Genomic DNA, 24,512 nt, shown 5'->3' with positions numbered 1-24,512 from the left:
GATCAGCCCTTGACCTCCCTGAGCTCGTCAACCCTAGTCTTTCTCGCCGATTTAGCGATGGCCACCAACAGCGCCAATCCAACTGCAGCGCCAGCCGCCGTCAGCACAACAAGCAATACCCCTATGGCCTCGATCGATCCAGTATCCGCGCTGCCGCTCGAGACTTGCGCAGAGGCAGCAGTGCCGACGCCGACAAGCAGCAACACTGCCGCTCCCAACATAACCTCGACGCAGGCGAGCACCGCAATAATATCTCGGCGGGTAAGTACGCCATAAAGGCCGATTGAAAACAGGATCATCGCAACGATCAAAAGGTTCACTCGCGCTCACCGCCCAGAACAACGATCACTGTCACCACTGCTACCAGCAATAAGAGCCCTGAAGCCAGCAGATGTGGCAAGAATGGCCCGAGCAACCAGTCGGTGACGGGCCTGGAGTGCGCGGAGCCGTCAGGCAACAAAACCGCAGGCACTACTCCAAGCAGCGAAAAAACGATCAGAAGGCCGACTCCTAAAGATACGACCGCGCTATCGATCGCGTGCGAGGAGTGAAGTCTTGGTGCCCCCTCCTCTGAACGACCGAGAAGCATTATTGCAAACAAAATCAGGACAAGCACTCCACCTGCATAGACAAATACCTGCGCGGTGGCTAGAAAGCCGTGCCCGAAGTAGAGAAACCAGCCAGCTACCGAGAGGAAAAACGCACCTAATCCGAGAGTCAGCCTCATAACATCACGTGTCAGAACCACAACCGCCGCTCCAGCAATAGATGTGGCGGAGAGAATCGCAAAGACAATGTGGCCAGATATCACTTCGGTGATCACTCTCGACCCCCTGCCGATTGAGGACGGACCCCATCGCGGCCGGTAAACCGCGTGCCCGCCGGATCACGCAACATCTCATACTTGTCGCTTAGCAAAAGATCCCTGTGGAAGAATGAAAGTTCGTATTGCCCTGTATGTGAAAGAGCATCCGTGGGGCACTGCTCGGCGCATAGTCCACAGAAGCAACACTTCGAGACATCGAAGTCGTATCGGGTGACAACTCTATCGCCGGGATCATCGATCCTTTCAACCATAAGCGCGTAAGCAGGACAGGTTCTGGCGCAAAAAGTGCAACCTACGCACACTTCCGACTGGCACCGCAAGCAACGCGCGGCTTCGTTCAACGACTCAAGCTGCGTAAATCCAAGCTCTACAGGTCGGAAGTCCTTGACTCTCTCATCCGGAGCAGCCATCGGCATCACGACCCGGCAGCGCGAAAGCTCTACCCCGTCAAGCGTCGCAGGGCCGTAGCGCGGATGGACCGATACCGGACGAAAGGTTCTGCCCTCCAGTAGATCCTCGCTCGAAAGATAGCGATGGATGCTGGTAGCCGCCTCGTGACCGGTAGCGATCGATCCAATCGCACTCCCGGGTCCTGTAATGACTTCACCGCACGCAAAGACCTTTGGGACTTCGGTGGTAAGCGTGGTACCGTCCACCGGCAACAAGCCGTTTTCGGTCAATAGAAGATCTGACCCGGAAACGAGGTCTGCCAGCTCAGGGGCCTGACCGATAGCAAAAACCACAACATCGCAATCGACATCCGTAGAGCCTTCGCCAAAAACGGGCGCAAAACGCCCGAATGCATCAAACACTGACATGCACTCACGCAGACGCATGCCGATGACTTTGCCGTCTTGCTGCAATACCTCATCGGGCCCATTTCCGCACATGGCGATTACGCCCTCATCCAGGGCTTCCTCAATCTCCCACGGGTGGCAAGGCATCTCCTCGGAGGCCTCGAGACACGCAAGGCGAACCTCGGACGCTCCCACACGAAGGGCGCACCGGGCAACATCGACGGCGACGTTTCCTCCGCCTATAACCATGACACGCTTGCCTTTGACGTCAGCATCGTTCTTGCGATTCGCGTCTCGGAGAAACTCTAAAGCGCTTCTGACGCCGAGAGCCTCGATGCCGCGCAGAGGCAGTAGTCGCGAAAGCTGAAGACCCACCGCAATCAGCACTGCATCATACTCGCCGATGAGATGATCGATAGGAACATCTTTTCCTATCTCGATACCCAATCGCAGGTCAAGTCCGTGCTCGACAACTTGTTGGATCTCGTCACCGAGGATATCGCGAGGCAGGCGATACGCGGGAACTCCAAAGAACAAAGCCCCTCCGGGGGTCTTTTCCTTTTCATAGACAGTCACCTTGTACCCGAGCTTCATCAAGTCCCACGCCGCCGCCAGACCCGAGGGACCCGATCCAATAATCGCGACGCTTTGGTTACGAGTAGGCTCAAAGGGACGAACTGGTGGCCTGGCCGAGCGGTGCGCCTCATAGGCCATCCGATGCAGCGGCCTGATCGCTACTACCTCATCGTAATACCCTCGCCTGCACACGCTCTCACAAGGATGATGGCATATCCTGCCGAGCACTCCAGGCATTATGTTGCGATCGCGAACGAGTTCGTAAGCCTCAACCTTGCGGCCATCGGCCATGAAGTAATTCTGTCCCCTGGCGTCTACATTGGCCGGGCAGTTTCCGACACATGGCGCAAGCCGTTGTGCCTGATGCAGCGAGTCGATGAGAGCGTTGTACTCGGGTGACTCCGCCTGAAGGATCGGTATCTCCTCCCTGCCGAGTATCCCGCGCAAGTACAGAGGACCGCGCCAGCGATCGGAGAGTGTAAGCTTCTCGGCGGGGTAGCTTATCGTCTTGACGGGGCGAGCCGCCCGCCTAGCGGTAATACCGATACCAGTGAGGAGCGATCTTACCCGGGCAAGAAAACCCAGTGCTCCTTCTGGGTACTCTTCTGTAACCCGAATCGCGACGGGCACCTCAGTCGGTGTCGCAACAGGAGCTCCTGCTTGATGATGGCGCGGCTTTACCGAGTTGGTGCGGTTTACAGCCAAGGCGAGATCACCCCGACTATGGCCAGCTGCAGCAAGGCTATCGGCGTGAGAGTCTTCCACGCGGTCGCCATTAGCTGGTCAGCGCGAAAACGCGGGAACGTCCATTTTACCCAGATCATCGCTGTGATAAACAAGAGCGTCAGCAGCACGAACACCGCGATGCCCCACACGCCCGGTAGCCACGTCCAGCCGCCGAGAAAGACGGCGGCGCCAAACAAGGAGGCCGCCACCGTGCCGCCATACTCGGACATCATAAACACCGCCCAGCGGATACCCGAATAGTCCGCAAAGTAACCTGCCACCAACTCGGACTCGGCCTCGGGGATATCAAACGGCCCCCGATTTACCTCGGCTATAGACGCGATGAAGTAAACGGCTAGCCCTGGAATGGTGATCAAAATCCACCATGGCTGCCACATCTCCATGACCTCGAGCGGCCGCATCGAGCCGGCGAGCACTACGATCGAAAGAACCGAAAGCGCCCTCGGAAGTTCGTACGAGATCATCTGCGCCGCGGCGCGAAGCGCACCTATGGTGGCGTATGTATTTCTGCTCGCCCAGCCGCCGAGAAGGATTCCGAGAGCGGATAGTGATGGCACGGCCAGGAAGAAAAGCATGCCTGTGCTGATATCGAGAGGAGCGAATCCCGAGGCGAAGGGTATGACCGCCAATGACATCGCGGTGGGAACGAACACGATCAGTGGTGCGATGCGAAAAACGCGTACATCCGCCCTTGTCGGCGTTATATCTTCCTTCAAGACTAGCTTGATTGTGTCGGCAAGGGTCTGCAGGATCCCGAAAGGCCCCGTCGTCTGCGGGCCGATACGCATCTGAATCCTGGCCGCAACCTTCCTCTCCCACCAAACGCCAAAAAGGGCCGCAAGCGCGATAAGCGTTCCCGCGGCCAGACCCCAGATAATGCCGTGCAGCAGTCCGCTCATCTGTCGATCTCCCCAAACACCGGATCGAGCGAGCCTAATATCACGACGAGATCGGAGAGCGTATACCCCTCGGCGAGCATGGGAAGCAACGCGAGGTTGCAAAACGCAGGCGAGCGAAACTTGACTCGATAGGGCCGGACAGAGCCGTCCGACACCAAATACACGCCGAGAGAACCGCGAGCGCTCTCTATATGATCGTATACGTCAGCAACCGGAGGCTTGAGTAGCCGAGGAAGACCCTCGGCCATCACGGGACCCTCTGGCATCTGCGAAATCGCCTGCTCGATGATACGGCACGACTCATAACACTCAAAAAGCCTGCACCGGGCGCGATCGAAACAGTCGCCCCTATCGCCTATCGGAATGTCGAAGTCAAAACGCGGGTAGACAGAGTAAGGGTCGTGCTTGCGCAAATCCCAGTTGACACCGGAGCCTCGTGCCACCGGGCCCGACGCGCCCCAACTCACGGCATCCTCGGCAGACAAAACGCCGATGCCCTTCAGCCTGCCCCTCGCAATCGTGTTTGCGAAGTACAAGCGATCCATTTCGGTAAGCGCATCTCTATGTGCGCGGGTAAAGCGCAGAACCGCCTCGGTCCAACCGGGTGGAAGCTCGAAACTCACTCCTCCTGGTCGAACAAAGTTGTAGGTGAGCCTGGCTCCGCAAACCTCCTCGAACAGCTCGACTATCCGCTCGCGCTCATCGAAAGCGTAGATGAACATTGTGGCCGCACCGGTGTCAGCAGAGGCCGCTCCGATGGACATCATGTGACTGGCAATCCTCTGCATTTCGGCGACTATCACCCGGATATACTCGGCCCTCTCTGGCACCCGGATGGAGGCAAGCCGCTCGACCGCTCGGCTATAAGCCCAATTCGAGTACATCGACCCGACATAATCAAGGCGATCGGTAAGTGGCACCACCTGGAGATAGGTGCGGTTTTCGCACATCTTCTCAATACCGCGATGTAAATACCCGATGACTGGCTCGGCCTTGGTAACGACTTCGCCATCAAGATGCACAATCACCCGACACACCCCGTGGGTCGAAGGATGTGACGGCCCAACATTGACGACAAGCCCCTGTTCTGCCTCGTCTTCCGAGAGAACCGCTGTTCCCGGCTCCACAGGCTCAGGTCGTGCCACTGTCGTCACCTCCATCGCAGACAAGTCGAGTGTGTGCCATTCGTGTCATTTGGCAACCTTGCTCATACATAGTCCGGGCGCCTTACCATGCTTGTGTCGGAGTAGTCTTTCCGCAGCGGATGCCCGATCCACTCTTCGGGCAAGAGTATTCGCCTCATGTCAGGGTGATTCTCGAACTCGATGCCAAAGAGGTCGTAGACCTCACGCTCCTGCCAAAGCGCAGCTGGCCATAGCGAAACTAGTGACATAACGACGGGGTGCTCGCGGTCAACCGAACACTTCAGGAATATCCCGACCGACATCGAACGCGATGTGAGCCGATAAACGAGTTCAAAGGTCTCGCCTCGGTCAACTGCGGTAAGCATGCCTAGACGGTCGAAGCCAAGTTCTTTGAGGTCGGCCGCCGAGCTATACAACTCCTTGGCCTCCACGCGAAGAACGGCGTCACCGTACTCGGATGAAAAAAGTGGGCACAGATCCGGGAATATCTCGCAAAGGCGCTCTTTTAGATGCTCGATATTCATCTCGGATCTCCAGATTGCGGAAGATTTTGCTTTCGGACATAAAATGTATTCGGGCCGATGGACTCCTGGCCTATCTTCGCACGAAGCTGAAGTACGGCGTCTTGAAGAGCCTCCGGGCGCGGCGGACATCCCGCAACATAAACATCGACTGGCAGGAACTCATCTACTCCGCGAACCACCGAGTACGTGTCGTAGTAGAAGATGCCTCCGCTGACAGCACAGTTTCCCATCGCGATAACCCACTTCGGGTCAGGCATCTGCTCGTAGAGACGCTTTACCGCCGGCTGCATTTTGCGAGTGATGGTGCCTGCAACGATCATGAGATCGGTGTGCCGAGGATCAGGTCTTGGGAAGGTGCCGTGCCGGTCAAAATCGAACTTGCTGAAAGAGGCGGCGATTAACTCCATCGCGCAGCAGGCTGTCCCCATCGGCATCGCCCATAGCGAGTGCCCGCGCGACCAGTCAATGAGTGCGTCTACCGAGCTCAATATAATCCCGCTTGGCATGCGCTCAAGAGCAGAGCCGAGATCATCTACAAGTGCCACTGCAATGCCCCCTTCCGCCATGCGTAGAGCAATCCGAGGCACAAAAAGCCAAGTAGCGGCAGAAAAGCGATCAAAGAACCGGGTGATCCTCGCAGGGCAACTGCAACCCCAAAGAGCAAAATGGCAGCAGCGTCAAACAGGACAAACAAAACCGCCAAAGTGGAGAACCGCAGGTTGACCTTGTTCCAGGCAAAACCAGCCTGAGGCATTCCGCACTCATAGGGCTCGTTTTTTTCGGTAGAAGGATTACGAGGCGAAAGCAGTATATTTGCGCCGAAAACCACAAGAATAAAGAGCATCGAGGAGATGCCAAGGCCCAATACAAACCATACACTGTAAGCACTCATGGCCGTCTACTCACGTTCCCAACTGCGCACTTAACTTTGTAACATGCAGTTACAAATAGAGGATACAGTGGCATTCTATGCTGGAGCGCGCGATAAGTAAATAACCCTGAAATAGTGGGCCGTAGTGGACGGTCTTGTGACTCGGCGTGTCGACTAGAACCGCCAGTTCAACGAATGCTTCATCATAATAGCGTCGACTTCATCTACAGCCATATCGTATTGTTTGGCTATGTCGCTGGAAAGCAAATCCTCATCGACTACAGCGTAAATGTCTTCCGGGTCTAGAGCTGCGGCCCGAACCCTGTGTTCATCCCTCCAGGCCTTCCAGACTTCGACCTCCGCCTGGGTGAGGCGCTTCGACCAGTCAACATCCCGAACTTCGGATTTGATACTCATGGCAGAGTAGTCTCCAGTGTTCACCTGGTCTGCCTTTGCCCAGTCACCCTCAGGGGCCGGCGTCACCCTCCCGAGGGGGGTGAGTCCGTGGCCCACATACTCCTCATAGTCGTAGAAGGCAACTGATACGGCGTTGAAGGGCGTCTCGTCCTGCGCCTGTGCGATCACTTCGTTCGCAATCGCCTCAAGCTCAGCCTTACTCGCCTCTGTGGAGACGACAACGTGATAGACATACCGCGGGCCGCCGAAGAAGGTAAAATCCTCGACGGAGACAACGCGGTACTCAGGCAGCTCTGTGCCGGTATCTCCAGGCTGCTCGTCACCGCCCCCCAGGGCTGCAACAACCACGACTAGTGCAACGATGGCCATCAGACCGGTGAGGATCTTGTGGCGGAGAAAGAAGTTCCTCTGGTTAGCCCCACAGTGAACGCATTTCTTCACGCCTTTCGCGATTTCCTTGCCGCATGTCTTGCACTCAACTAGCATGATTGTGTCCCCCTCTTGAAGTCGCCAACACCCACTGCACCAGTAGAATACAACATGGCATGGGCGGGGCACTCACTAGTACCTCGCGAGCGGTGGAGAGAGCACCGGGTTTAGTAGGCGTCAATCCCAAGCACATACACAGGTACTTGGATCGCGCTCTTTAAGTGGGGCAAGTAGCGAACGATGCGCTCATAGTTGATGGAACCGTCCCACTTACAGCTGGCTCCGTACTGTGGAGGTCTACCGCGAGAGTGCCGACGAGCTCGCCTCTTCCCGGCGCGCTTTGGAACTGCGCCTCTCCGAGTATGGAGCGGGGGCGCTGCGCTCGTTCGAGGAGGTCAGAGAGTTGTTCTCAGTCGCATCGTCTGTACGCGTGGACTTCGCATCCACTGAGGGTACCGCTCGGCGCAAGACCATAGAGACCGCACTTTGTAACCACACCGTCAGGGAAGGCCACATAGCCTCTAACAGTACAAAGACCCCTTCGGAGCCTTCGAAATTGACTCCTCCAAGGCCTTTCTGGGTAAATGGTGGGCGATGTAGGATTTGAACCTACGACCTCTTCCGTGTGAAGGAAGCGCTCTCCCCCTGAGCTAATCGCCCATTTACCCCTACCTCAGGAGCAGCGAAAGACATTCTAGCATCAACTACAAGCGATGCTGCAAATATCTTCACAAGCCTAAAGCCAAATTTGCTTTCCAAGAGATTACAAGCAAGGCCTCGTGACTCTCATGCGGAGTCGACGAGGCCTTGCATACTAACTTTATGACCTGCCTTACCCAGCCGGACGTGTTTCCAGAATCGTCTGAACGATCGAGGGGTCGGCGAGAGTGGAGATATCCCCAAAGCCCGAGATATCGGTCTCCCCCGCTGCGATCTTGCGAAGAATCCTGCGCATGATCTTGCCGGAACGAGTCTTGGGAAGCTCCGGCACGAAGTGGATGAGGTCCGGTGTTGCGATCGGCCCGATCTCCTTGCGAACATGCGCGACGAGCTGCTTCATCAGCTCAGGAGTGGCCTCATTTCCGCCCCGCAAGATGACGTACGCGTAGATTCCCTCACCCTTTATCTCGTGCGGGAATCCGACAACTGCCGCCTCGGCGACTGAAGGATGCGATACAAGCGCGCTTTCAACCTCGGCGGTACCCATTCGATGACCCGATACATTGATGACGTCATCGACCCTGCCGAGAAGCCAGTAGTACCCATCGGCGTCCTTGCGAGCCCCGTCGCCGGTAAAGTAGTGTCCAGGGAATGTAGTGAAGTACACTTCTTTTACCCGCGCATTTTCAGGGTCTCCCCAAGTGCCGCGCAAGATCCCGGGCCACGGGTACTTGATGCAGAGGCGTCCTCCGGAACCTACCTCGGTCTCGCTTTTGTCCTCGTTTAGCACCACTGGCTGGATACCAAAGAATGGACGAGTCGCCGAACCCGGTTTCATCGGCGTGGCTCCAGGGAGGTTGGTGATGACATGGCCTCCTGTCTCGGTTTGCCAGTATGTGTCCACAACCGGAATTCGCTCTTTGCCGATCGTCTTGAAATACCACATCCACGCCTCTGGATTGATCGGCTCCCCAACGGTACCCAAAACGCGAAGGCTGGAAAGATCGTACTTGGCTGGCCACTCATCACCCAGTCTCATGAGTGCGCGAATTGCGGTTGGAGCGGTATAGAATTGATTCACGCCGTGCTTTTCCACTATCTCCCAGAACCTGCCGGCATCCGGATAGGTTGGAACGCCCTCGAACATCAATGAGGTGGCTCCCAGCGACAGTGGGCCATAGACAACATAGCTGTGTCCCGTTACCCAGCCGATATCGGCAGTGCAGAAAAAGACATCCTCGTCGTGATAGTCAAACGTGTACTTGAAGGTCATGGTCGCATAGAGGAGATAGCCAGCCGTTGTGTGCAGCACGCCTTTGGGCTTACCGGTCGAACCGGATGTGTAGAGGATGAATAGTGGATCCTCTGAATCCATCCACTCGACATCGCAATGCTGTGAGATATCAGGCGCATTGACCTCTTCGTGATACCAGCTGTCACGGCCTTCCTTCATCTCAACCGTACCACCCGTGCGCTTGACCACGATCACGCTCTCAATCGAAGGGCACTCGGCGAGCGCTTCATCCGACATGGCCTTGAGAGAAACCGGACGTCCTCCTCGTAGCCCCTCATCGGCGGTCACCAAGAGCTTCGCCTCGCAGTCCTGGATGCGGTCACGCAGCGCCTGCGCCGAAAAACCTCCGAAAACAATCGAGTGGATCGCTCCGATGCGAGCGCAGGCAAGCATAGCTACGGCCAGCTCGGGAAGCATCGGCAGGTAGATAGCGACACGGTCTCCCTTTTTTACGCCGTGCTTTTTCAAGACGTTGGCGAACCGGCAAACCTTGAAGTAGAGCGACTGGTATGTATAGGTTGCAGTACTGCCATCGTCTGATTCCCAGATCAGGGCCGCCTTGTTACGACGCCATGTGGTCAGATGCCGATCGATGCAGTTGTACGCTACGTTAGTCTTTCCCCCAAGAAACCATTGGACTCTTGGGGTCTCAAACTCCCATTCGACCACTTTATTGAAGGGTGTCTGCCAGTGCAGGTATTCTTCCGCCATGTCGGCCCAGAAGCCCTCGGGGTCGGAAATCGAGCGATCATACATCGCCTGATACTCGTCCATACTCTTGATATGGGCCTTCTCACTCACCCATTTTGCTGGCTCTACAATCCTTAGCTCGCTCATCATTGATTCAATAGATTTGGAACCATCACTCATCGCACTACCTCCATTCAACCGGACATGATTGAGTAATGCCGAAATTGTTATGCCAGCAACCTTTGCCACAACAATCGGCAGCGCCCTCACTTACTGTTGCACAAAAATACAAAGAAATGGACTTGGTAGGCAACCGCAATAGGCGGACGGCGCAGGATATTCGGTAGGCGGCTGTAGTTAGCCCCAAGTCTTCCACCTCCCAATCCTCCCGCACCTCCACGAGAGTATGGCGAATGGCGAGGAAGCCCTTTTCGTTCATACCGCATGTACATGATCAACCATTCCGCCCTTCGGGAAGCCTATGAGCACTACCATGAACTTAAATCCACAAACCTGAAGAAAGATTTACTTGTAACAATAGTGACAACCCATTTGATTGATGCTACATTGCCCTCAAGGAAAGTTTCCTTCCCGGCATAAGCTGATTCCGGGGAACCCGGACAGCGAACAAGCGGGTATGCATGGTTGACCGGCATCGCTATGCGCAAGTGGCTCCTATGGAGCAGAAGACCCGCAAGAGACTCAGGGGTTAGAGCCAGGGGAAGGCGTATGAAAGCCTCGACTCGAAGGTCGAGGCTTTCGGCTTTTATGGGGTAGAACGAGCACCAAGCCAGCATCAAGGATGCGCACCCTCCCAGGGCTCCAGGCTCGTTGCATCAACAAAGGCCCGCTTGAATAAATCACTGGTCGCCAGCTCTTCATGCGCCATAATCTCGTACAGATCCTCAAAGCCGGAGATGCTGTCGGGTGATAAGGCAAGCGCCATGGCGCCCAACAGGGCCGCATCGTTGAATACTCGAACCTCCCCGGTATCTGACGGAATGATCCCGAGGCGCATCATTTGCTTCGCTGTGACCGCTCCCCCAAAAGCTCCGGAGACTATCGTATGGCGCACGCTTACTCCAGATTTCTCTATCAAACTCCTGACCCCAGCCAAAACCGCAGCTTTCGCAAGCTGAAAAGCTCTTACGTCACCCTGAAAAACATACGGACCCGAACCATCCTCCCCAAGAGCAAAAGCGAGCTCTTCTTGGATCCTTTTGAACCTGTAACCCAAGGGCCCCTGCGGCCAAACTCTCCCGGCAGCATCGATGTGCCCTGCCTGCCTAAGCAAGGTGATAACTGACACCAGTCCGGACCCACACAGTCGCTTTGGCGTCGAAGCGCCCTCAACCTCAAGCAGTATGTCATGATCTCCGAGACGCGCACCGGTAACAGCTCCCTCTCCGAAAACTCCCCCGTAGGCGATTCCGTGTCCCTCGAAGGCGGGTCCTGCTGGAACCGATGTAACCGTGATCCTACCGTCATGCACCAGGGCAAGCTCAGCGTTGGTGCCGATATCGAGATAGAGAGTGTGCTGCGTTTGTCGATCAACTCCGGACGCAAAGAGTCCCGCGACCATATCCCCGCCTACAAAAGATGCAATCGGGGGCACTATGAAAATCTCGCTGCTCAACCCTAAAATATGCGCTAGCGGTTCAGTGTGTACTGGATGCTTAACCTGCTCCGGAATGAGATATGGAGCGGCGGCGAATCCACTCAAATCGGCGCCGAGAAGCGTTGCTATCATTACAGGATTGCCGACCACCGTCGTCCGCTGAACGTCCGGAAGGTCGATACCGGCGGTTGCGCACGCCGACTCAAGCGCACAGGAAAGCGACTTTGTGATCGCCGCCTGCAGTTCACTCCCATGCCCCCTGAGCCCTAAGTCGACCCTAGAGACGATATCCGCTCCAAGCCCTGCTTGCCCATTTATCACCGAAGCCCTGGAGTGCTGGAGGCCGGTAGCTGAATCAGCAACCAGTACGGTTATCATCGTTGAGCCACAGTCGATTGCAATAACCGGCGGTCCCTCGAAGCCAGGGCTCTTAAAAGCGCAAACCTTCTCACGTGGGTCATTTTGTAAGACAGAAACGGTTACGGCACCAGATACCCTGGCCTGACACGCTAGCCGAACTCCCTCAGGGGCTCTTCGAAGCATGGCGCATTCACTCTCCGCCGGTGAGGCTAGTGCGCCTTTGGCGACCTTAACAGCGCACCCTCCGCAGATACCCCGACCGCCACACGGCAGCGCAACAGAAACGCCTGCGACCTCAGCCGCCAAAGTCAACGGAACCCCGGATTCAACCCAAACTGTGATTCCCTGAGGCTCGAATGTTACAGGCACTCTCAGGGCCACTGCGCCTCAATCTCTAGTCGAATGTAACCATGCCATGTGACATGCGTCGACCACCCATAACATGGGCGTGCAGGTGGGCAACCGTCTGATTGGCGTCGTTGCCATTGTTGACAATAACCCTGTACCCCGTTTTATCCACGCCTTTGAGTTTTGCCACCCGAGCAACGCTTTCAAAAAGCTTGCACACCACATCAGAGGGCACATCATCGCTCAAGTTAGAGAAATGCCGCTTCGGTATCACCAGGGCATGAACCGGAGACTGTGGCGCTATGTCATCGAATGCAAGAATTTCATCATCTTCGTATATCTTTGCAGATGGAATTTCTCCAGAAACTATCATGCAAAAAACGCAGTGGCTGCTCACGTCTTCCTCCTAGTCCTCATTCTCGTGCTCAAGCTCCCCCACCAGCATCGTAACACGTTGCTGGGCATCGGCCAATTTGGATTGAAGGGTACGCATCAGCGAGACTCCGTACTCATACTTCTCGAGGCTTTCCTCCAAATCCAACTTCCCACTCTCAAGAGCAGCCACTACCGACTCCAGCTCTGAAAGCGCATCACTAAACCGCATTTGCTCCAAATCCGGCCTGTCAGACACTTGGCCTCACTCTCCTTCTACTCGATCGACCAAACAGTGCAGGCTGCCGTCATGGAGCTGAACCATGACGAGCTGACCTGGAGCGACATCACTAGCGGAGCGCACGATACGTCCGGAGTCTTCGCCAAAGCAAACGGAGTAACCTCTGCGCAAGATTGCCAGCGGTGAAAGATCCTCCAACCTGCCAGCTAGCGCAGTCACACGACTCTCGAACAAAAAACTGACGACAGGCCCCAGCTTCAACAGTTGCTGGCTCGCCTGAGATAGGCTTGCCGAGTCGCTGCTGATGCGGTCGGGCAACACTCTTTGAAGACGAGCATTAAGGTTGTCAAGGTTTTGCCAGTTAGACTCAAAAATCGCAGCCGGCTCATGGAAGATTCTGCGGGATGCCAAAAGGTTGTAGCGGTGCTGATACTCTCGTGCCCTGTGAAGTAAGCCCCTTGCAAGTTTATTGCGCGACTCCCGCAAAATACGATCTATCTCCTCACAAGAGGGTGACACTGCCTCCGCAGCAGCGGTCGGAGTTGAAGCGCGCTTATCAGCGACCATATCGGCTATGGAAGTGTCAGGCTCGTGGCCGATCCCGGTAACGACCGGGACGCGCGAGGAAGCAACAGTGCGAACAACCATCTCATCACTGAAGGGCAACAAGTCTTCATAGCTGCCGCCTCCCCTGACAAGCAGTATGACATCCGCACCGGAATCCTGTGCCGAGATAAGCCCTGCCGTAATGGCGGCTGGAGCTTCAGGTCCCTCCACGCATACCCCGGCGATATAGATGTGGGCCAGCGGATAACGCCTGCTCAGAGTGCGAATGACATCGTGCACGGCCTTGCCGCGAGGAGAGGTGACGACTGCGATTCGCTCCGGGTAGGAAGGGAGCGGCCGCTTACGCCCAGGAGCCATAAGTCCTTCCAACTCAAGCTTACGTGCAAGTGCTGCGACTCGTAGCCGATGCGCACCTTCACCTGCGGGAGTTATCGAACGAACGATGAACTGAAGGCGGCCTTTGGGAACATACGCCGAGAAATTCCCTTCGAGGATTACAAGCATCCCGCATCTAAGTTCAACCCCTGAGGCCATAAATACATCGCGCCACATCAAGCACGGCATAGAGGCGCTATCGTCTCGCAGCGAGAAGTAGGCGGCCTTGTATCCTGGCTTGTCGCTGAACTCCGATATCTCGCCAACGACGCGAAACGCAAGGCTCTCGAGTGAGCGCTTGGCCGCAAGCAGCGCATCGCTCACCGAAACCGCATTTTGCTGGGACAAGTATCCCCCGACCTCTACTTTACCGACAGGTAGCAACCATTAAAGCCTGAGCCCAAAAACTTTCGGCCAGAGACTTTGACGACATTTTCGGCTAACGCCTTGCAAGACTGAGAAAGTATATCAGCTGGAGAACAGCAACGGCTGTCGCCGCGACATATGTCAGAGCTGCTGCGGTAAGAACCTGTCGAGCGCCTGAGATCTGCTCGGAAGGCAGCATATTTCCAGTTGAAAGAGCCAGCATTGCGCGGCGCGAGGCATCGAACTCTACCGGCAAGGTGACGATCTGAAACAGAACGGCCGCAGCGAACACTAGTACTCCGAGAAGTATAAGGTCGGCGAAGTTCATGAATACCCCTGCCATTATCAGAGGAAAAGAGAGCGAGGAGCCTAGCTGGGCAGTAGGAACCAACGCTGACCGTATGCGGGCGAACACAAACTGCCGAGCATGCTGAACGGCATGGCCAGCCTCATGAGCAGCAACTCCTGCCGCTGAAACAGTCCGGCCGTCATGAACCTTTGGGGAGAGCCTGATCACATTAGTTCGCGGATCATAGTGATCCGACAGATGACCATCGACACGCTCTATGCGCACATTGTGCAATCCTTCGGCATCCAGCATCCTTCGGGCAACCTCCGCCCCGGATTGTCCAGTTGCCAACGCGACTTTGCTGAACCTCTTGAACGAGCTGTTTACAAACAACTGGGTCAAGCCGCCCAGGGCCAGGCCGATAATCAATATGATCCAGTACCAACCCATGACGAACGCCCCTTCCAAACTACAAGGCCTTAAACTATAGGCCGAAACGATGCTGCTCAAGCAATATGATTACGCAAGATGTGTGCCATCTTCGGCATCCCCCACTGGATCCTCATATACTCTTTTGATACTGAGCACGTTGTCGGCAACCGAGATTGATACTTTGCCTTCAAGTAGCTGCAGCAACTCATCCCCGACAAGAGCCCTTCTCCAGCCCTGCAACAGTGGAGTTCCATCACGATCTCCAGCCGCCAAGGCTTCGATATCTTCTCTTGAACCCAGAGAAGTTGCTGCAACATTATGCTCCTTGGCACGCACACGAATCAGTGCCGCCATCAGCTCAACCACTCCGTCCACTTCAGCGGGACGGTGTCGACGCTTATAGGCACCGGGCAACTCGGAGTCTTTCAGAGCCAAGCCCTCGGCGATTACAGTAAGTAGTTGGGGATATACGGCTTTTGGCAGCTTGTCTTTAACGCCGCGGATCGACATCAACTGCTCTATATCCGAAGGTGCTCGGCGAGCAATCTCCACCAGCGACTCGTCGGTAAGCACCCATCGTCTTGGGATATTCCTTTTTTGTGCTTCATACTCCCGCCAGGCAGCGATTTTCTGCAATACCCCAAGCTGACGGCGATTCAGCGATGATGTTTTCTTTGTTTTGAGAAAAGTTGTGTCAGGGTTCAGCGTGAAAGTTGCCGGATCGACAAGCCGCTCGAGATCCGGCTTCAGCCATTCCATACGATTGGCGGCATGAAGCTCGTCGATTAGATGCGAATATATAACGGGCAGATAGCGTACATCGTTTAGCGCGTACTCGATCTGGGTCGCAGAAAGAGGTCTTCGAGCCCAATCGGTATAGGTATCCGACTTGTCCAACTCCACACCAGCACAGTCACTCACCAGCGTGCGGTAAGAAACCTGCTGCGGAAACCCTGCGAGAGTCGCGGCGATCTGAGTGTCAAATACTGGGCGCACGGGCTCCCCCATGAGCTGAAAGAATATCTCAAGGTCCTGTTGTCCGGCGTGGAATATCTTTAGGCTTCGCTCATCCGTCAACAGGGATTCGAGAGGTTTTAGGTCTTTTACCGCAAGTGGGTCGATAATTGCAGTGACATCACTAGTAGCCACCTGGATCAAACACAGGCGCGCATAGTAGGTGCGCTCTCGCATAAACTCCGTGTCAATAGCTAGTAGCGGAGAGCTTCTGATACTCTCACATAGCGTATTTAGCGTATCATCGTCATCAACGTACACATAGACTCCCTTCATTAGCTAGACTATCGTAATGCGCTCCTGTCCGATAGCTCCAAAAAACAAACAGGCCAGCTGAGCGCCGACTTTCTTCCGGCAATCGTGCTAATCAGGGTCAGGACACCAAAAATGCGGGTACTTTGCGTAATCAATGCACGGTCCGGTCAGAGCGGCGCCGGGATATACGAGACTATAAAAGCGATCGGCCACACGGGCGCTGAAGTTACCTTACGCCACTTCCATGGGGGAACCACGCTCAGGGACATCGTACGCGACGGCCACAAGTTTGACCGAGTAATCGCAGCTGGAGGCGATGGCACAGTTACCGGCGTATGCTATGCCTTGCGCGGAACAAACGTTCCGGTGCTTGCGTATCCTGCAGGCACGGCAAACCTGCTGGCGATGAACCTCAAAATACCCTCAGATCCCCAAAGGCTGGCATCGATAGCCCTAGGAGATATTACGATGGAGTTAGACATGGGAGAAGTGCGAATCGGCTCACCCGGCTCGCTGGATCGCCGGGTCGAAGGCTTTTTGGTCGGTGCCGGAGCGGGATTCCACACCTCAATAGTAGAGGTAGCGGACGATCTCAAGCAGTCCTTGGGGGTCAGTGCATACTTTGTGGGCGCACTTGCCAACCTGATGCCGACAATATCAAAGTTCACACTGACTCTCGACAACGATAAGGTCGTGAGGACTGAAGGTATAGCCGTGCTGGTTCTCAATGTGGCTCGACTGCAATTCGATATCCCGCTTATACACCACAGTGATCCGACCGATGGGCTTCTCGACGTCATTGTATTGAGAACGAAAAACGCGCTTGAGCTGCTTCCTGTTGTCTGGGCCGCAATCGTCGACCTGACCACCGGCAATTACGCCGATCGAAGCCCTGGAGTGGAGGCATACGTCGCCAAGCACATCATCGTTGAGGCCGAGCCTGCCTTGCAGGTTCAGTTCGACGGCGAGCTACTATCTGCCACAACCCCATTTGAGGCACGAGTGCTTCCCGGGGCGACGAGACTCCTTGTGCCCGAAGAGCTGTTTAGCCAGACATGATTACCGCGTCGAGAGATACTCGACTATAGCGGCGTACTCCTCGTCCGTCAGATTGAGGCCTTTGCCCACCATGCGATCAACAGTCCGCTCCCATCCCGCCCTATCGTACTCGGCAGCTTGGACCCGATCAAGTGTATGACACGCCGAGCATCTGCTTTCAACGAGCGCCTGCGGGCTGAGGGGATCCTCCGCAGCGGGGGTCGCATCTTCTTGAACCTCTGCTGGCGGGTCCTGACTTGCGTCAGTCGGAGCGCAGCCAGCCAGCACGCCAAAAGTCGCTACTGACAGTACAACCATCAGTCCTGCCAAAGCTAGCCGAGAAGCCTTCATCTGTCGCCCCTTTCGTGATGCTCACAGCGTCATCAACAGTATAACTGCCAACAGAAGCGCAACCCCAACAGCTGCGATCCGCCATGTAATCAGTCGTTTTTCCAGTCCAAGCGCAATATATAAGCGCTCTGCCGAGAAGGGCGTCCGGACTTTCTCGGGACGCGGCTCTATCAATGACCCCTGGTAAGCGAGCCAGAGCCGGTCGAAGGAGTTCATAATCGGTGACATGAGGTCGCCGGGTGGAAGGAGTCCAGGAAGCGACCTGACGGCTCTAGTGCCGCGCGCGATCCAAAACGCTAGGGCGATCACAGCACCAAGTGCGACGGGCCAAATCAGCGCGACAGAGGTGGCCAACGACAGTGACTTATCGGCGGCATAAGATATCGGCTGATAACTACTTAGCCACGCAAATCCCGCTGTAAACACAATCAGTATTGCAAGTGATGCGGCGGATCCCGGCTTTTGACCCTTGCTGATTTTCTCCGCACCTGAGCCTGTTGCAACAAGCACGAGAAATCTCGACATCAACAAGGTAGTGCCAACCGCGGTCAATGGGAGAAGGATTTCGAGAGCGTTGGCCAGGGGGGCAAGATATAGCGCTTCTTTCAGAGCTGTTTTGGCTACGGCCCCACTTGTAAAGGGCAACCCGGCTAGAGCCACACCGGCGACACCCAGCGCGCCCAAAATCAACACGCCTGACCCGAAGGCAGTACGATGATCATCGCCAGAGAACAAGGCGGCCTTGGCGAACCCATGGTGAAGCATATAAATGGCAACCGCGGAGGCGGCGACAGGCCACATTTCGGCTGAAGCCATCCCCGCTCCGATCCCGATAACCATGATGCCAAATTGACTCATGCTTGAATACGCGAGTACGTGCCTGGATTCGTGCTGAAGACAACCGACGAGCGCCGCATAAAACGCTGTCACAAGGCCGATGCCGATCAGAAATATACCCCACGCTTCAAAATCAGCGACACCTCCGGGCAAAAATCTGATCATTCCAAGAATACCCGCCGAGGAGACCACTCCTGCTATTGCCGCGCCGACACCTCTTGGCACAGCGTGATAAGCAAAGGGCATCCACCCATGAACGCCAAGCGCGCCGATCTTGATGCCGAATGCGGCAATCAAAAGACCGATCCCCAAATCACGCCACTGCGACTCGGCAAGCACAATCGAAAACCCTGCAGCGCCGTAAGACCCGATCAGCAGTCCAGCAAGAAGAAGCGCCTCGGCAACAACCGTGAAGGCAAGATAGATTCTGCCCGCTTTTTTGGCCTCGGCGGTTCCGCTGTGAACTATCAAGCCATAGGCAGAGAGCGCCATGACCGAGAAGCACGCATAAAATATTGCCGGATCCAAAGCGAAAGCGAGCCCAACGGAGCCCAACGCAGAAAGCAGGAAAAAGGTGTAGAAACGAGGCTTCTCGGATAGCCCTGATCTCCATAGGGCGATGAAAGAAGCGCTCCAAGCCACAACCGTAACCCAAAGAAAGAGTAGGCCGTAATCATCAAGTGCTAATGCAGCGAGGCGCCAAGGTATAGCAAGCGAAAGGTCGGCGCCCGCTATGGCGGCAGACCATGAGGCGGGCGACCACGCGAACACTGCTGCAGGACCGGCCAGTAAGCCAAGTGCGGAGGTGAACACCAGCGGCAATACGAGCCTGCGGTCAGCCTCGCTAGAGTTTCTGCTCGGCGTGCGCCAGGTTTCGGCCAGTTTCGGATCTAGCTGACCGAACCAGGCGCGCCCGATCATGGGCATCAGGTAAACGGCGTTCAAGACGCTACTTAGAGCCAGAACCCCAAGAGGCCACAACTGATTCGCTTCAAGACCGCCGAGACCTAGCCCCCACTTGGAGACAAACCCCGCAGCCGGGGGCACACCAATGATCCCTAGCGCGGCGACGGAGAACGCGAGCATGGTCAGTGGCATCCGTTTGCCAATACCGTCCATCTGGCTTACTCGACTTATCTTCAGCTCCTTCTCAAGCGCTCCTGCTGTGAAAAACATCGTGATCTTCATCAACGCATGGTGAGCAAGGTGAGCGCAAGCTGCAGCGATCGCAATCGGAGTACCAATAGCAATCCCAAGGACGATATAAGAGAGCTGACCGATAGTCGAGTAAGCGAGCCGCTTCTTGATGTCGTCTTGCAAGAGCGCCTTTATAGAAGCAAAAACAATTGTGAAGGCAGCTAGGCCGGCAAGTGGCGCAAGAACCCCGAGATATGCTGCGCCGGCTGGACCGAAGAGGTCAAGGACAACGCGTGCAATGCCAAAAACGCCCGCCTTGACTACGGCAACAGCATGCAACAGCGAGCTGACCGGAGCGGGAGCGACCATAGCCGCAGGCAACCACCCATGTGCGGGAAATAGCGCTGCTTTCACACCAAATCCCGCAATCAACAATGCAAAGATGACGGTCAGCTGACCGCCGTGTGAGTCAAAGAGCTCCGCCGGGATTGATCCTCCCGGGATAAATGACCCAGCCCCCATCGAGTAGAGCCAGATAGTGCCAAGCGCAAGCGCTGCTCCGCCGGTAAGGGCGTACTTGAGATACGTCCGGCCGCCACGAATTGCGGCTTCGGTTCCCTTGTGAGCCACCAGTGGATAGGTGGCCAAAGTCAAGGCCTCGTAGAATATGAACAGCGTCAGCAGATTGGATGACAGCGCGATTCCGATTGCCGAGCCGACGCATATTGCGAAAAATCCAAAAAAGCGAGCCTTGTCCTTTGCGCTCGCCATATAGCCTGTCGCATAGATCGTAGTTACCAGCCAAAGCGACGCTGCCAAAAGCGCGAACAAAACTCCCAGGCCGTCAGCCATTAGCCCAAACCCGATACCCAGCAGCGGCAGATAGATTGAGGGCGGATCGGCCGGGCCCGCCACGATGAAACCCAGGTATAGCACTGCGGCTGTCGTTGCAATCGCGGCTACAACGCCAGTGACAAGGCGAGCCCTGTTTCTGTTTTCCCCAAGCGCGAGCAGGCCTGCAGCGGCAATCCACGGAATACCTACAGCGGATAAGATCGCAATCTGCACAGCGCTCATGAGAGGATTCCTTCGGATAGCGCCTGTGCGGCGGGCGCAAGAAGATCGAGTGCGGGCTGACCGAATACACCCAGAAACAGTGAGATAAGCGCCAGTGAAAGCGGGGCCCACGAAGTAGACAGCGGGAGCGTAGTTTCCACTTTGATCCCCTGCGGCTCGCGCATAAACACTCCAACCGCCTTAAACACATAGGCTGCGGCCATCAGCCCTCCGACCATAACAACCGCCGCCCACCACCACTGCCCTGTATCGAGCGCAGCGGAAACATAAAGCCATTTCGAGACGAAACCTCCGCTCGGCGGTAATCCAAGCATCGAGACGCCTGCCAGCCCGAAAGTAAGCGCTTGGACGGGCGCCACCCGGGAGAGTCCGGAAAGCCGCTCGATGTTGTCGTGGCCAATGGAGGCAACTACCGCACCCGCCGAGAGAAACATGGCTCCCTTGGCCAAACCATGCGACAGCGCATGGAACACCCCGGCGTTTATCGCAAGAATCGAGCCCTCGACATCCAGGGCGGAAAAGGCCAGCGGGAACATGAGAAACAGATACCCGATCTGCGCAACCGTCGAATAGGCCACCATCATCTTCAACCGCTTCTGCATAAACGCCATTACCGAGCCCCAAACGATAGCAGCGACTCCGAGGGCACCCAGCAGTGTGGGCAGTGCGGGAATCAGATCCTCGGTGGGCAAGGTGAAAACGATACGCAAAATGATGTAGAACGAGCCCTTAATAACGAGAGCTGAAAGTACCGCGCTGACCGGCGCAACAGCATTCGCGTGCGCAGGCGGCAGCCAGAAATGCATTGGAAAGAGAGCCGTCTTTATCAAAAGACCCACGACCATCAAAGCAAGCCCTACCTGGGTCGCGGGGTCGACACCACTGTACTCGGATAAAAGGTCGATGCTAAGAACGCCAGTGGAGCCGTACACCATCGCCACACCGAACAGATATATCAGCGAGCCGGCCAACGCTGACAGCAGGTATCTCATCGACGCGAACAAGGCTGTGCGCGTACCCGCCAAAGCCACCAGCGCTACTGCAGAGATGCTGAGCAGCTCCAGGCACACATAGAGGTTAAATATGTCGTTAGAAGCAAACAGGGCAACGAGCGAGCCCCAAAGGAAAAGCCACAAAGGCCAGAAGAGCCGGTATTTCTCCTTTGGCTCAAAGTAGCCTGCCGAGTAAAGCGTAACCACAAAACCCACTATCGCGGTCAGTAAAATCATCAGGGCCGACAGGCCATCAACGTAAAGATCGATCCCTAATGGCGCCCCCCAGCCGCCGATAGAGTAGACCACCGGACCACTCTGCATAACCGATGCCGCCAGCCAGCCGGCAAGTAGAGGCTGTGTGCCCGCGGTTACAAGCGCGATCCAGCGGGCGACCCTGAAGCTCGTCAGAAATGCAGCCGCCGCAGCAAAAAGCAGCACTCCGATCGCCATAACTGGAAGATGCTGAGCCAGCGCCTCACTCATCGGAGACCTCATCTTCGAATGAGACAGCTCCCGTATCGGTAAAGATGCGCTTTATCAGAGCGAGCGAGTAGGCAGTCGCAGCAACAGAAACCACGATTCCTGTGAGCACCATTGCATGAGGGAGTGCATCGGGCGCCTGATCGGGTACGCGCCTGGCAATCGCGCCGAGAAGAAGAAAAATCGCCACGGCCATGATGTTGAGTGCAAGTACCTTGTGCAGAAAGTGGGGACGGACAAGAAGGCCATAGAGCCCGATGACGAATATCGCCGCCCCTGCAAGTGAAAAAAGATCAGTCTGACTCGGCATCAACGGGCTCCTCCAAGTTACGGCTGATCGGCGCGGCAGATGCGATGAACATGCTCACCAACATAAAACCGATGGAAAGGGTGAGCCACGTTTCTATGACGATGATTAGCGTTTTGGCCAGCGCAACAGGATATTCGAGCAAATTTTTGCCGAGGAACATCGGCACAACAGCTGCAGCGAGGAACACGACAAATCCCACCGCTATCGATGCCCTCAGCATCGACACATTCAGCCAAGCTGGGCGGGTATGACCCGATAAGGCAAGCAGAACCCCCGCGGCACCCAATACGCTACCGGCCTGAAAAGCGCCTCCGGGCGCCTTCTCCCCCGCCCACAGCAGATAGCCTGAGATGAGCACAAGCAGCGGAACTGATATGCGCGTCATCAATGCGAGAACCGGATCTGCAGGCGGACTAAACCTCATCTGCGCAAGTGAAAGGTTCTTGGCCAGGGAGAGCACCCCGATGGTCGCCAACATCAGGACTCCTATCTCCAGCAAGGTATCGTACCCGCGAAAGTTCAGGAGCACCGCGGTAACCGGGTTGGCAACTCCGCTAACGGTCAAATTGGATGTTATGTGCGGAGCCACGCCGAGAATATCTTCTGGGATCGCCACCACACCACGAGCGATAATCACAAAAACTATCGCCAAGATAAAGATTATCGCCAGACGCTGCCATCGCGTAGTGTTTCCCGTGATATCAGACATCGCTCGCACTCGCCTTCCCTTGAGAATCTCTCTCGGCGGAGGAGTAAGGAACCTTTCGGCCACGAAGGTGACCAACGGTGTCGAGAAGCAGTGCACCGGTTATTCCGGCCCCGAGCGCAGCTTCAGTTAAGGCCACATCAGGCGCATCCAGCCTGACCCAGGCGAATGCCACAAATAGGCCTAGCGCTATGAACAGCACTACCGACTTGAATAGCCTGGCTTCACTCAGAGTGCGAATAGCCAGCCAGATAAGCACCACTACGAGCCATGCATCGAATGCAAACTCCCAAGTGCTCACGGTCGTCTCCAGGGCTCAATATTGTTTTCGCGTGCCGCGCGTGCGATCAGGTGACTCGTCGTCGCGGTGGCCAGGAGCACAAGAAGCCAGGTGATCAGCAGCCTGATCGACACAATCGCAGAGCTAGAGTTGATTGCGAGCGCGATTGCCACAAGCCCGAGTCCGAGATTATCGGCCTTGGTCAAAGCATGCAGACGCGAATATACGTCTGGAAATCGAAGTAGTCCGACGGTGCCAGCTATAAAAAATAGAGTACCGACAACAAGTAAACCGATCGTCAGGTAGCCGAAGAAATTCATTTGGCCTGAACCTCCTCGGCGGTTTTGCTATCAATCTGATAAGCACGCTTCACAAACGCAATTCCTGTGATAGCGGCCAGCAGAGCCAAAACGAGAGCGGCATCCCGGAGGGCAGGCAGTGAATGAGCCTCGGCGAGAAGGAGAAGTACGGCTACTCCGGATGTGCCGAAGAGTTGGGCTGCAAGCATGCGATCGGTAGGGGTGGGACCCATTTCGATTCGCAGAAATCCAAGCAACATAGTAAGCAGCACTGCTGTTGCAAAACCCATGAATATCACATCTGGAATCATCTATCTTCACTAACCGTCAAATGATCGCCCGGTGCTTCCGGGAGGTCAATACAGAGCGCATTGGCGATAAGTTGCTCGATCTTGCGCGTCTCCTTCTCCACGGGCTGCGACACGTCAAGAACGTGAAGATACACAGAGTCACGAACGAACCCCGCGCTCAATGTGCCTGGCAACAGGCTAACGGTGTCGCATAGCAGGGCGCGCGAAAAATCACATGGCAGTCGGAATTCAAAGTTTATAAATCCCGGATTGAGGGGCATTGACGGCCTTATCGCCCGCAGCGCGACGTCTACCCCTCCAACAAGTGAGTTTTTCATGAAATACAGTAAGAACCTCGCGATACCCAAAGGGCTCAACCGTAAAGCGTCCTGGCGCGACATTGAAGTTGAGACAACTGCAGCCATAATCGAAAACGGCACGCCGAAGAAGAGCGAAGAGAGATCGCCGCCGGTGATTACCAACCAGATAAGCAGATATAAGACCACGTGCCCGAGAAATCTACGGACACGTGATGTTCTTCCAGCCCGCTTTCCTTGGCTCAAAGTCAGCGCCTTGAACATGCCGGTCCATTCAAATAAG

At 55.7% G+C, this 24,512-nt stretch carries 27 protein-coding genes and 1 tRNA gene; 1 reads left to right on the top strand and 27 read right to left on the bottom strand.

All coding sequences use genetic code 11. The features are described 5' to 3' along the window. Positions 1-2 precede the first annotated feature (2 nt). The 18 genes from nuoK to rnd form a co-directional block, all read right to left on the bottom strand. Positions 3-320 carry an NADH-quinone oxidoreductase subunit NuoK gene (gene nuoK, locus KGZ89_01490; protein ID MBS3973527.1) on the bottom strand — a complete coding sequence of 106 codons (318 nt, stop codon included), beginning with the start codon at positions 318-320 and terminating at the stop codon, positions 3-5. Continuing rightward, a complete protein-coding gene (locus tag KGZ89_01485) occupies positions 317-823 on the bottom strand; it encodes an NADH-quinone oxidoreductase subunit J (GenBank protein MBS3973526.1) in 507 nt (168 codons plus the stop codon). The genes nuoK and KGZ89_01485 overlap by 4 nt, the downstream gene beginning before the upstream one ends. After that, positions 820-2,964, bottom strand: coding sequence for an FAD-dependent oxidoreductase (locus KGZ89_01480; protein ID MBS3973525.1), 2,145 nt, complete (start codon positions 2,962-2,964; stop codon positions 820-822). The genes KGZ89_01485 and KGZ89_01480 overlap by 4 nt, the downstream gene beginning before the upstream one ends. Then, the gene (gene nuoH / locus KGZ89_01475; protein MBS3973524.1) at positions 2,895-3,845 is read right to left on the bottom strand and encodes an NADH-quinone oxidoreductase subunit NuoH; all 951 of its coding nucleotides are present in this window, start codon (positions 3,843-3,845) and stop codon (positions 2,895-2,897) included. Before nuoH ends, KGZ89_01480 begins: the two co-directional genes overlap by 70 nt. Next, positions 3,842-5,005, bottom strand: a complete 1,164-nt coding sequence (locus tag KGZ89_01470) for an NADH-quinone oxidoreductase subunit D (protein MBS3973523.1) — start codon at positions 5,003-5,005, stop codon at positions 3,842-3,844. Before KGZ89_01470 ends, nuoH begins: the two co-directional genes overlap by 4 nt. A 47-nt stretch (positions 5,006-5,052) precedes the next feature. After that, on the bottom strand, positions 5,053-5,514 hold the full coding sequence (locus KGZ89_01465; protein ID MBS3973522.1) for an NADH-quinone oxidoreductase subunit C: 462 nt from the start codon (positions 5,512-5,514) through the stop codon (positions 5,053-5,055). After that, positions 5,511-6,020 (bottom strand): NADH-quinone oxidoreductase subunit B, encoded by a 510-nt coding sequence (locus KGZ89_01460; GenBank protein ID MBS3973521.1) that lies wholly within the window; start codon positions 6,018-6,020, stop codon positions 5,511-5,513. Before KGZ89_01460 ends, KGZ89_01465 begins: the two co-directional genes overlap by 4 nt. Positions 6,021-6,046: 26 nt before the next feature. Next, complete coding sequence (locus KGZ89_01455) at positions 6,047-6,406, bottom strand: NADH-quinone oxidoreductase subunit A (protein MBS3973520.1); 360 nt, start codon at positions 6,404-6,406, stop codon at positions 6,047-6,049. A gap of 153 nt (positions 6,407-6,559) precedes the next feature. Next, positions 6,560-7,288: a zinc ribbon domain-containing protein gene (locus tag KGZ89_01450; GenBank protein ID MBS3973519.1), complete on the bottom strand. Its 729-nt coding sequence runs from the start codon at positions 7,286-7,288 to the stop codon at positions 6,560-6,562. A gap of 110 nt (positions 7,289-7,398) precedes the next feature. Continuing rightward, positions 7,399-7,488: a hypothetical protein gene (locus tag KGZ89_01445; GenBank protein MBS3973518.1), complete on the bottom strand. Its 90-nt coding sequence runs from the start codon at positions 7,486-7,488 to the stop codon at positions 7,399-7,401. 328 nt (positions 7,489-7,816) lie between these two features. Then, positions 7,817-7,891 (bottom strand) — tRNA-Val (locus KGZ89_01440). A 172-nt stretch (positions 7,892-8,063) separates the two neighbouring features. Then, positions 8,064-10,055 carry an acetate--CoA ligase gene (acs, locus tag KGZ89_01435; GenBank protein ID MBS3973517.1) on the bottom strand — a complete coding sequence of 664 codons (1,992 nt, stop codon included), beginning with the start codon at positions 10,053-10,055 and terminating at the stop codon, positions 8,064-8,066. A 616-nt stretch (positions 10,056-10,671) separates the two neighbouring features. Then, positions 10,672-12,234: a DUF4445 domain-containing protein gene (locus KGZ89_01430; protein ID MBS3973516.1), complete on the bottom strand. Its 1,563-nt coding sequence runs from the start codon at positions 12,232-12,234 to the stop codon at positions 10,672-10,674. 13 nt (positions 12,235-12,247) lie between these two features. Next, the gene (locus tag KGZ89_01425) at positions 12,248-12,574 is read right to left on the bottom strand and encodes a histidine triad nucleotide-binding protein (GenBank protein MBS3973515.1); all 327 of its coding nucleotides are present in this window, start codon (positions 12,572-12,574) and stop codon (positions 12,248-12,250) included. A gap of 33 nt (positions 12,575-12,607) precedes the next feature. After that, the gene (gene xseB / locus KGZ89_01420) at positions 12,608-12,805 is read right to left on the bottom strand and encodes an exodeoxyribonuclease VII small subunit (GenBank protein ID MBS3973514.1); all 198 of its coding nucleotides are present in this window, start codon (positions 12,803-12,805) and stop codon (positions 12,608-12,610) included. Between the two features lie 33 nt (positions 12,806-12,838). Further along, positions 12,839-14,080: an exodeoxyribonuclease VII large subunit gene (gene xseA / locus KGZ89_01415; GenBank protein ID MBS3973513.1), complete on the bottom strand. Its 1,242-nt coding sequence runs from the start codon at positions 14,078-14,080 to the stop codon at positions 12,839-12,841. Positions 14,081-14,195: 115 nt separating this feature from the next. Then, positions 14,196-14,861: a zinc metallopeptidase gene (locus KGZ89_01410; GenBank protein MBS3973512.1), complete on the bottom strand. Its 666-nt coding sequence runs from the start codon at positions 14,859-14,861 to the stop codon at positions 14,196-14,198. A gap of 69 nt (positions 14,862-14,930) precedes the next feature. After that, entirely contained in the window at positions 14,931-16,118 is a 1,188-nt protein-coding gene (rnd, locus tag KGZ89_01405) for a ribonuclease D (protein ID MBS3973511.1), read from the bottom strand. 126 nt (positions 16,119-16,244) lie between these two features. On the opposite strand from rnd, the gene KGZ89_01400 reads away from it, so the two are divergent. Continuing rightward, on the top strand, positions 16,245-17,171 hold the full coding sequence (locus tag KGZ89_01400) for an NAD(+)/NADH kinase (GenBank protein MBS3973510.1): 927 nt from the start codon (positions 16,245-16,247) through the stop codon (positions 17,169-17,171). Here the strand turns inward: KGZ89_01400 and KGZ89_01395 are convergent, their stop codons facing one another. Genes KGZ89_01395 through KGZ89_01355 form a run of 9 tightly spaced genes read right to left on the bottom strand, consistent with a single transcriptional unit; the run spans position 17,172 to position 24,475 of the window. Next, the gene (locus KGZ89_01395) at positions 17,172-17,501 is read right to left on the bottom strand and encodes a hypothetical protein (protein ID MBS3973509.1); all 330 of its coding nucleotides are present in this window, start codon (positions 17,499-17,501) and stop codon (positions 17,172-17,174) included. Positions 17,502-17,522: 21 nt separating this feature from the next. Next, positions 17,523-20,552, bottom strand: coding sequence for a sodium:proton antiporter (locus tag KGZ89_01390; protein ID MBS3973508.1), 3,030 nt, complete (start codon positions 20,550-20,552; stop codon positions 17,523-17,525). Beyond that, complete coding sequence (locus tag KGZ89_01385; GenBank protein MBS3973507.1) at positions 20,549-22,030, bottom strand: oxidoreductase; 1,482 nt, start codon at positions 22,028-22,030, stop codon at positions 20,549-20,551. The genes KGZ89_01390 and KGZ89_01385 overlap by 4 nt, the downstream gene beginning before the upstream one ends. Further along, a complete protein-coding gene (locus KGZ89_01380) occupies positions 22,023-22,337 on the bottom strand; it encodes an NADH-quinone oxidoreductase subunit K (protein ID MBS3973506.1) in 315 nt (104 codons plus the stop codon). Before KGZ89_01380 ends, KGZ89_01385 begins: the two co-directional genes overlap by 8 nt. Next, the gene (locus KGZ89_01375; protein MBS3973505.1) at positions 22,321-23,046 is read right to left on the bottom strand and encodes a sodium:proton antiporter; all 726 of its coding nucleotides are present in this window, start codon (positions 23,044-23,046) and stop codon (positions 22,321-22,323) included. Before KGZ89_01375 ends, KGZ89_01380 begins: the two co-directional genes overlap by 17 nt. After that, positions 23,039-23,344, bottom strand: a complete 306-nt coding sequence (locus KGZ89_01370) for a DUF4040 domain-containing protein (GenBank protein MBS3973504.1) — start codon at positions 23,342-23,344, stop codon at positions 23,039-23,041. Before KGZ89_01370 ends, KGZ89_01375 begins: the two co-directional genes overlap by 8 nt. Next, the gene (mnhG, locus tag KGZ89_01365; GenBank protein ID MBS3973503.1) at positions 23,341-23,643 is read right to left on the bottom strand and encodes a monovalent cation/H(+) antiporter subunit G; all 303 of its coding nucleotides are present in this window, start codon (positions 23,641-23,643) and stop codon (positions 23,341-23,343) included. The genes KGZ89_01370 and mnhG overlap by 4 nt, the downstream gene beginning before the upstream one ends. Further along, positions 23,640-23,933 carry a pH regulation protein F gene (locus tag KGZ89_01360; protein ID MBS3973502.1) on the bottom strand — a complete coding sequence of 98 codons (294 nt, stop codon included), beginning with the start codon at positions 23,931-23,933 and terminating at the stop codon, positions 23,640-23,642. Before KGZ89_01360 ends, mnhG begins: the two co-directional genes overlap by 4 nt. Beyond that, positions 23,930-24,475: a Na+/H+ antiporter subunit E gene (locus KGZ89_01355; GenBank protein MBS3973501.1), complete on the bottom strand. Its 546-nt coding sequence runs from the start codon at positions 24,473-24,475 to the stop codon at positions 23,930-23,932. The genes KGZ89_01360 and KGZ89_01355 overlap by 4 nt, the downstream gene beginning before the upstream one ends. Between the last annotated feature and the right edge of the window lie 37 nt (positions 24,476-24,512).

Source organism: Actinomycetota bacterium (genome assembly GCA_018334075.1).
Taxonomy (GTDB): Bacteria; Actinomycetota; Coriobacteriia; order Anaerosomatales; family UBA912; genus JAGXSC01.
The sequence above is the reverse complement of the archived record's forward strand: the minus strand, read 5'-3'. Positions and strand labels throughout refer to the sequence as shown.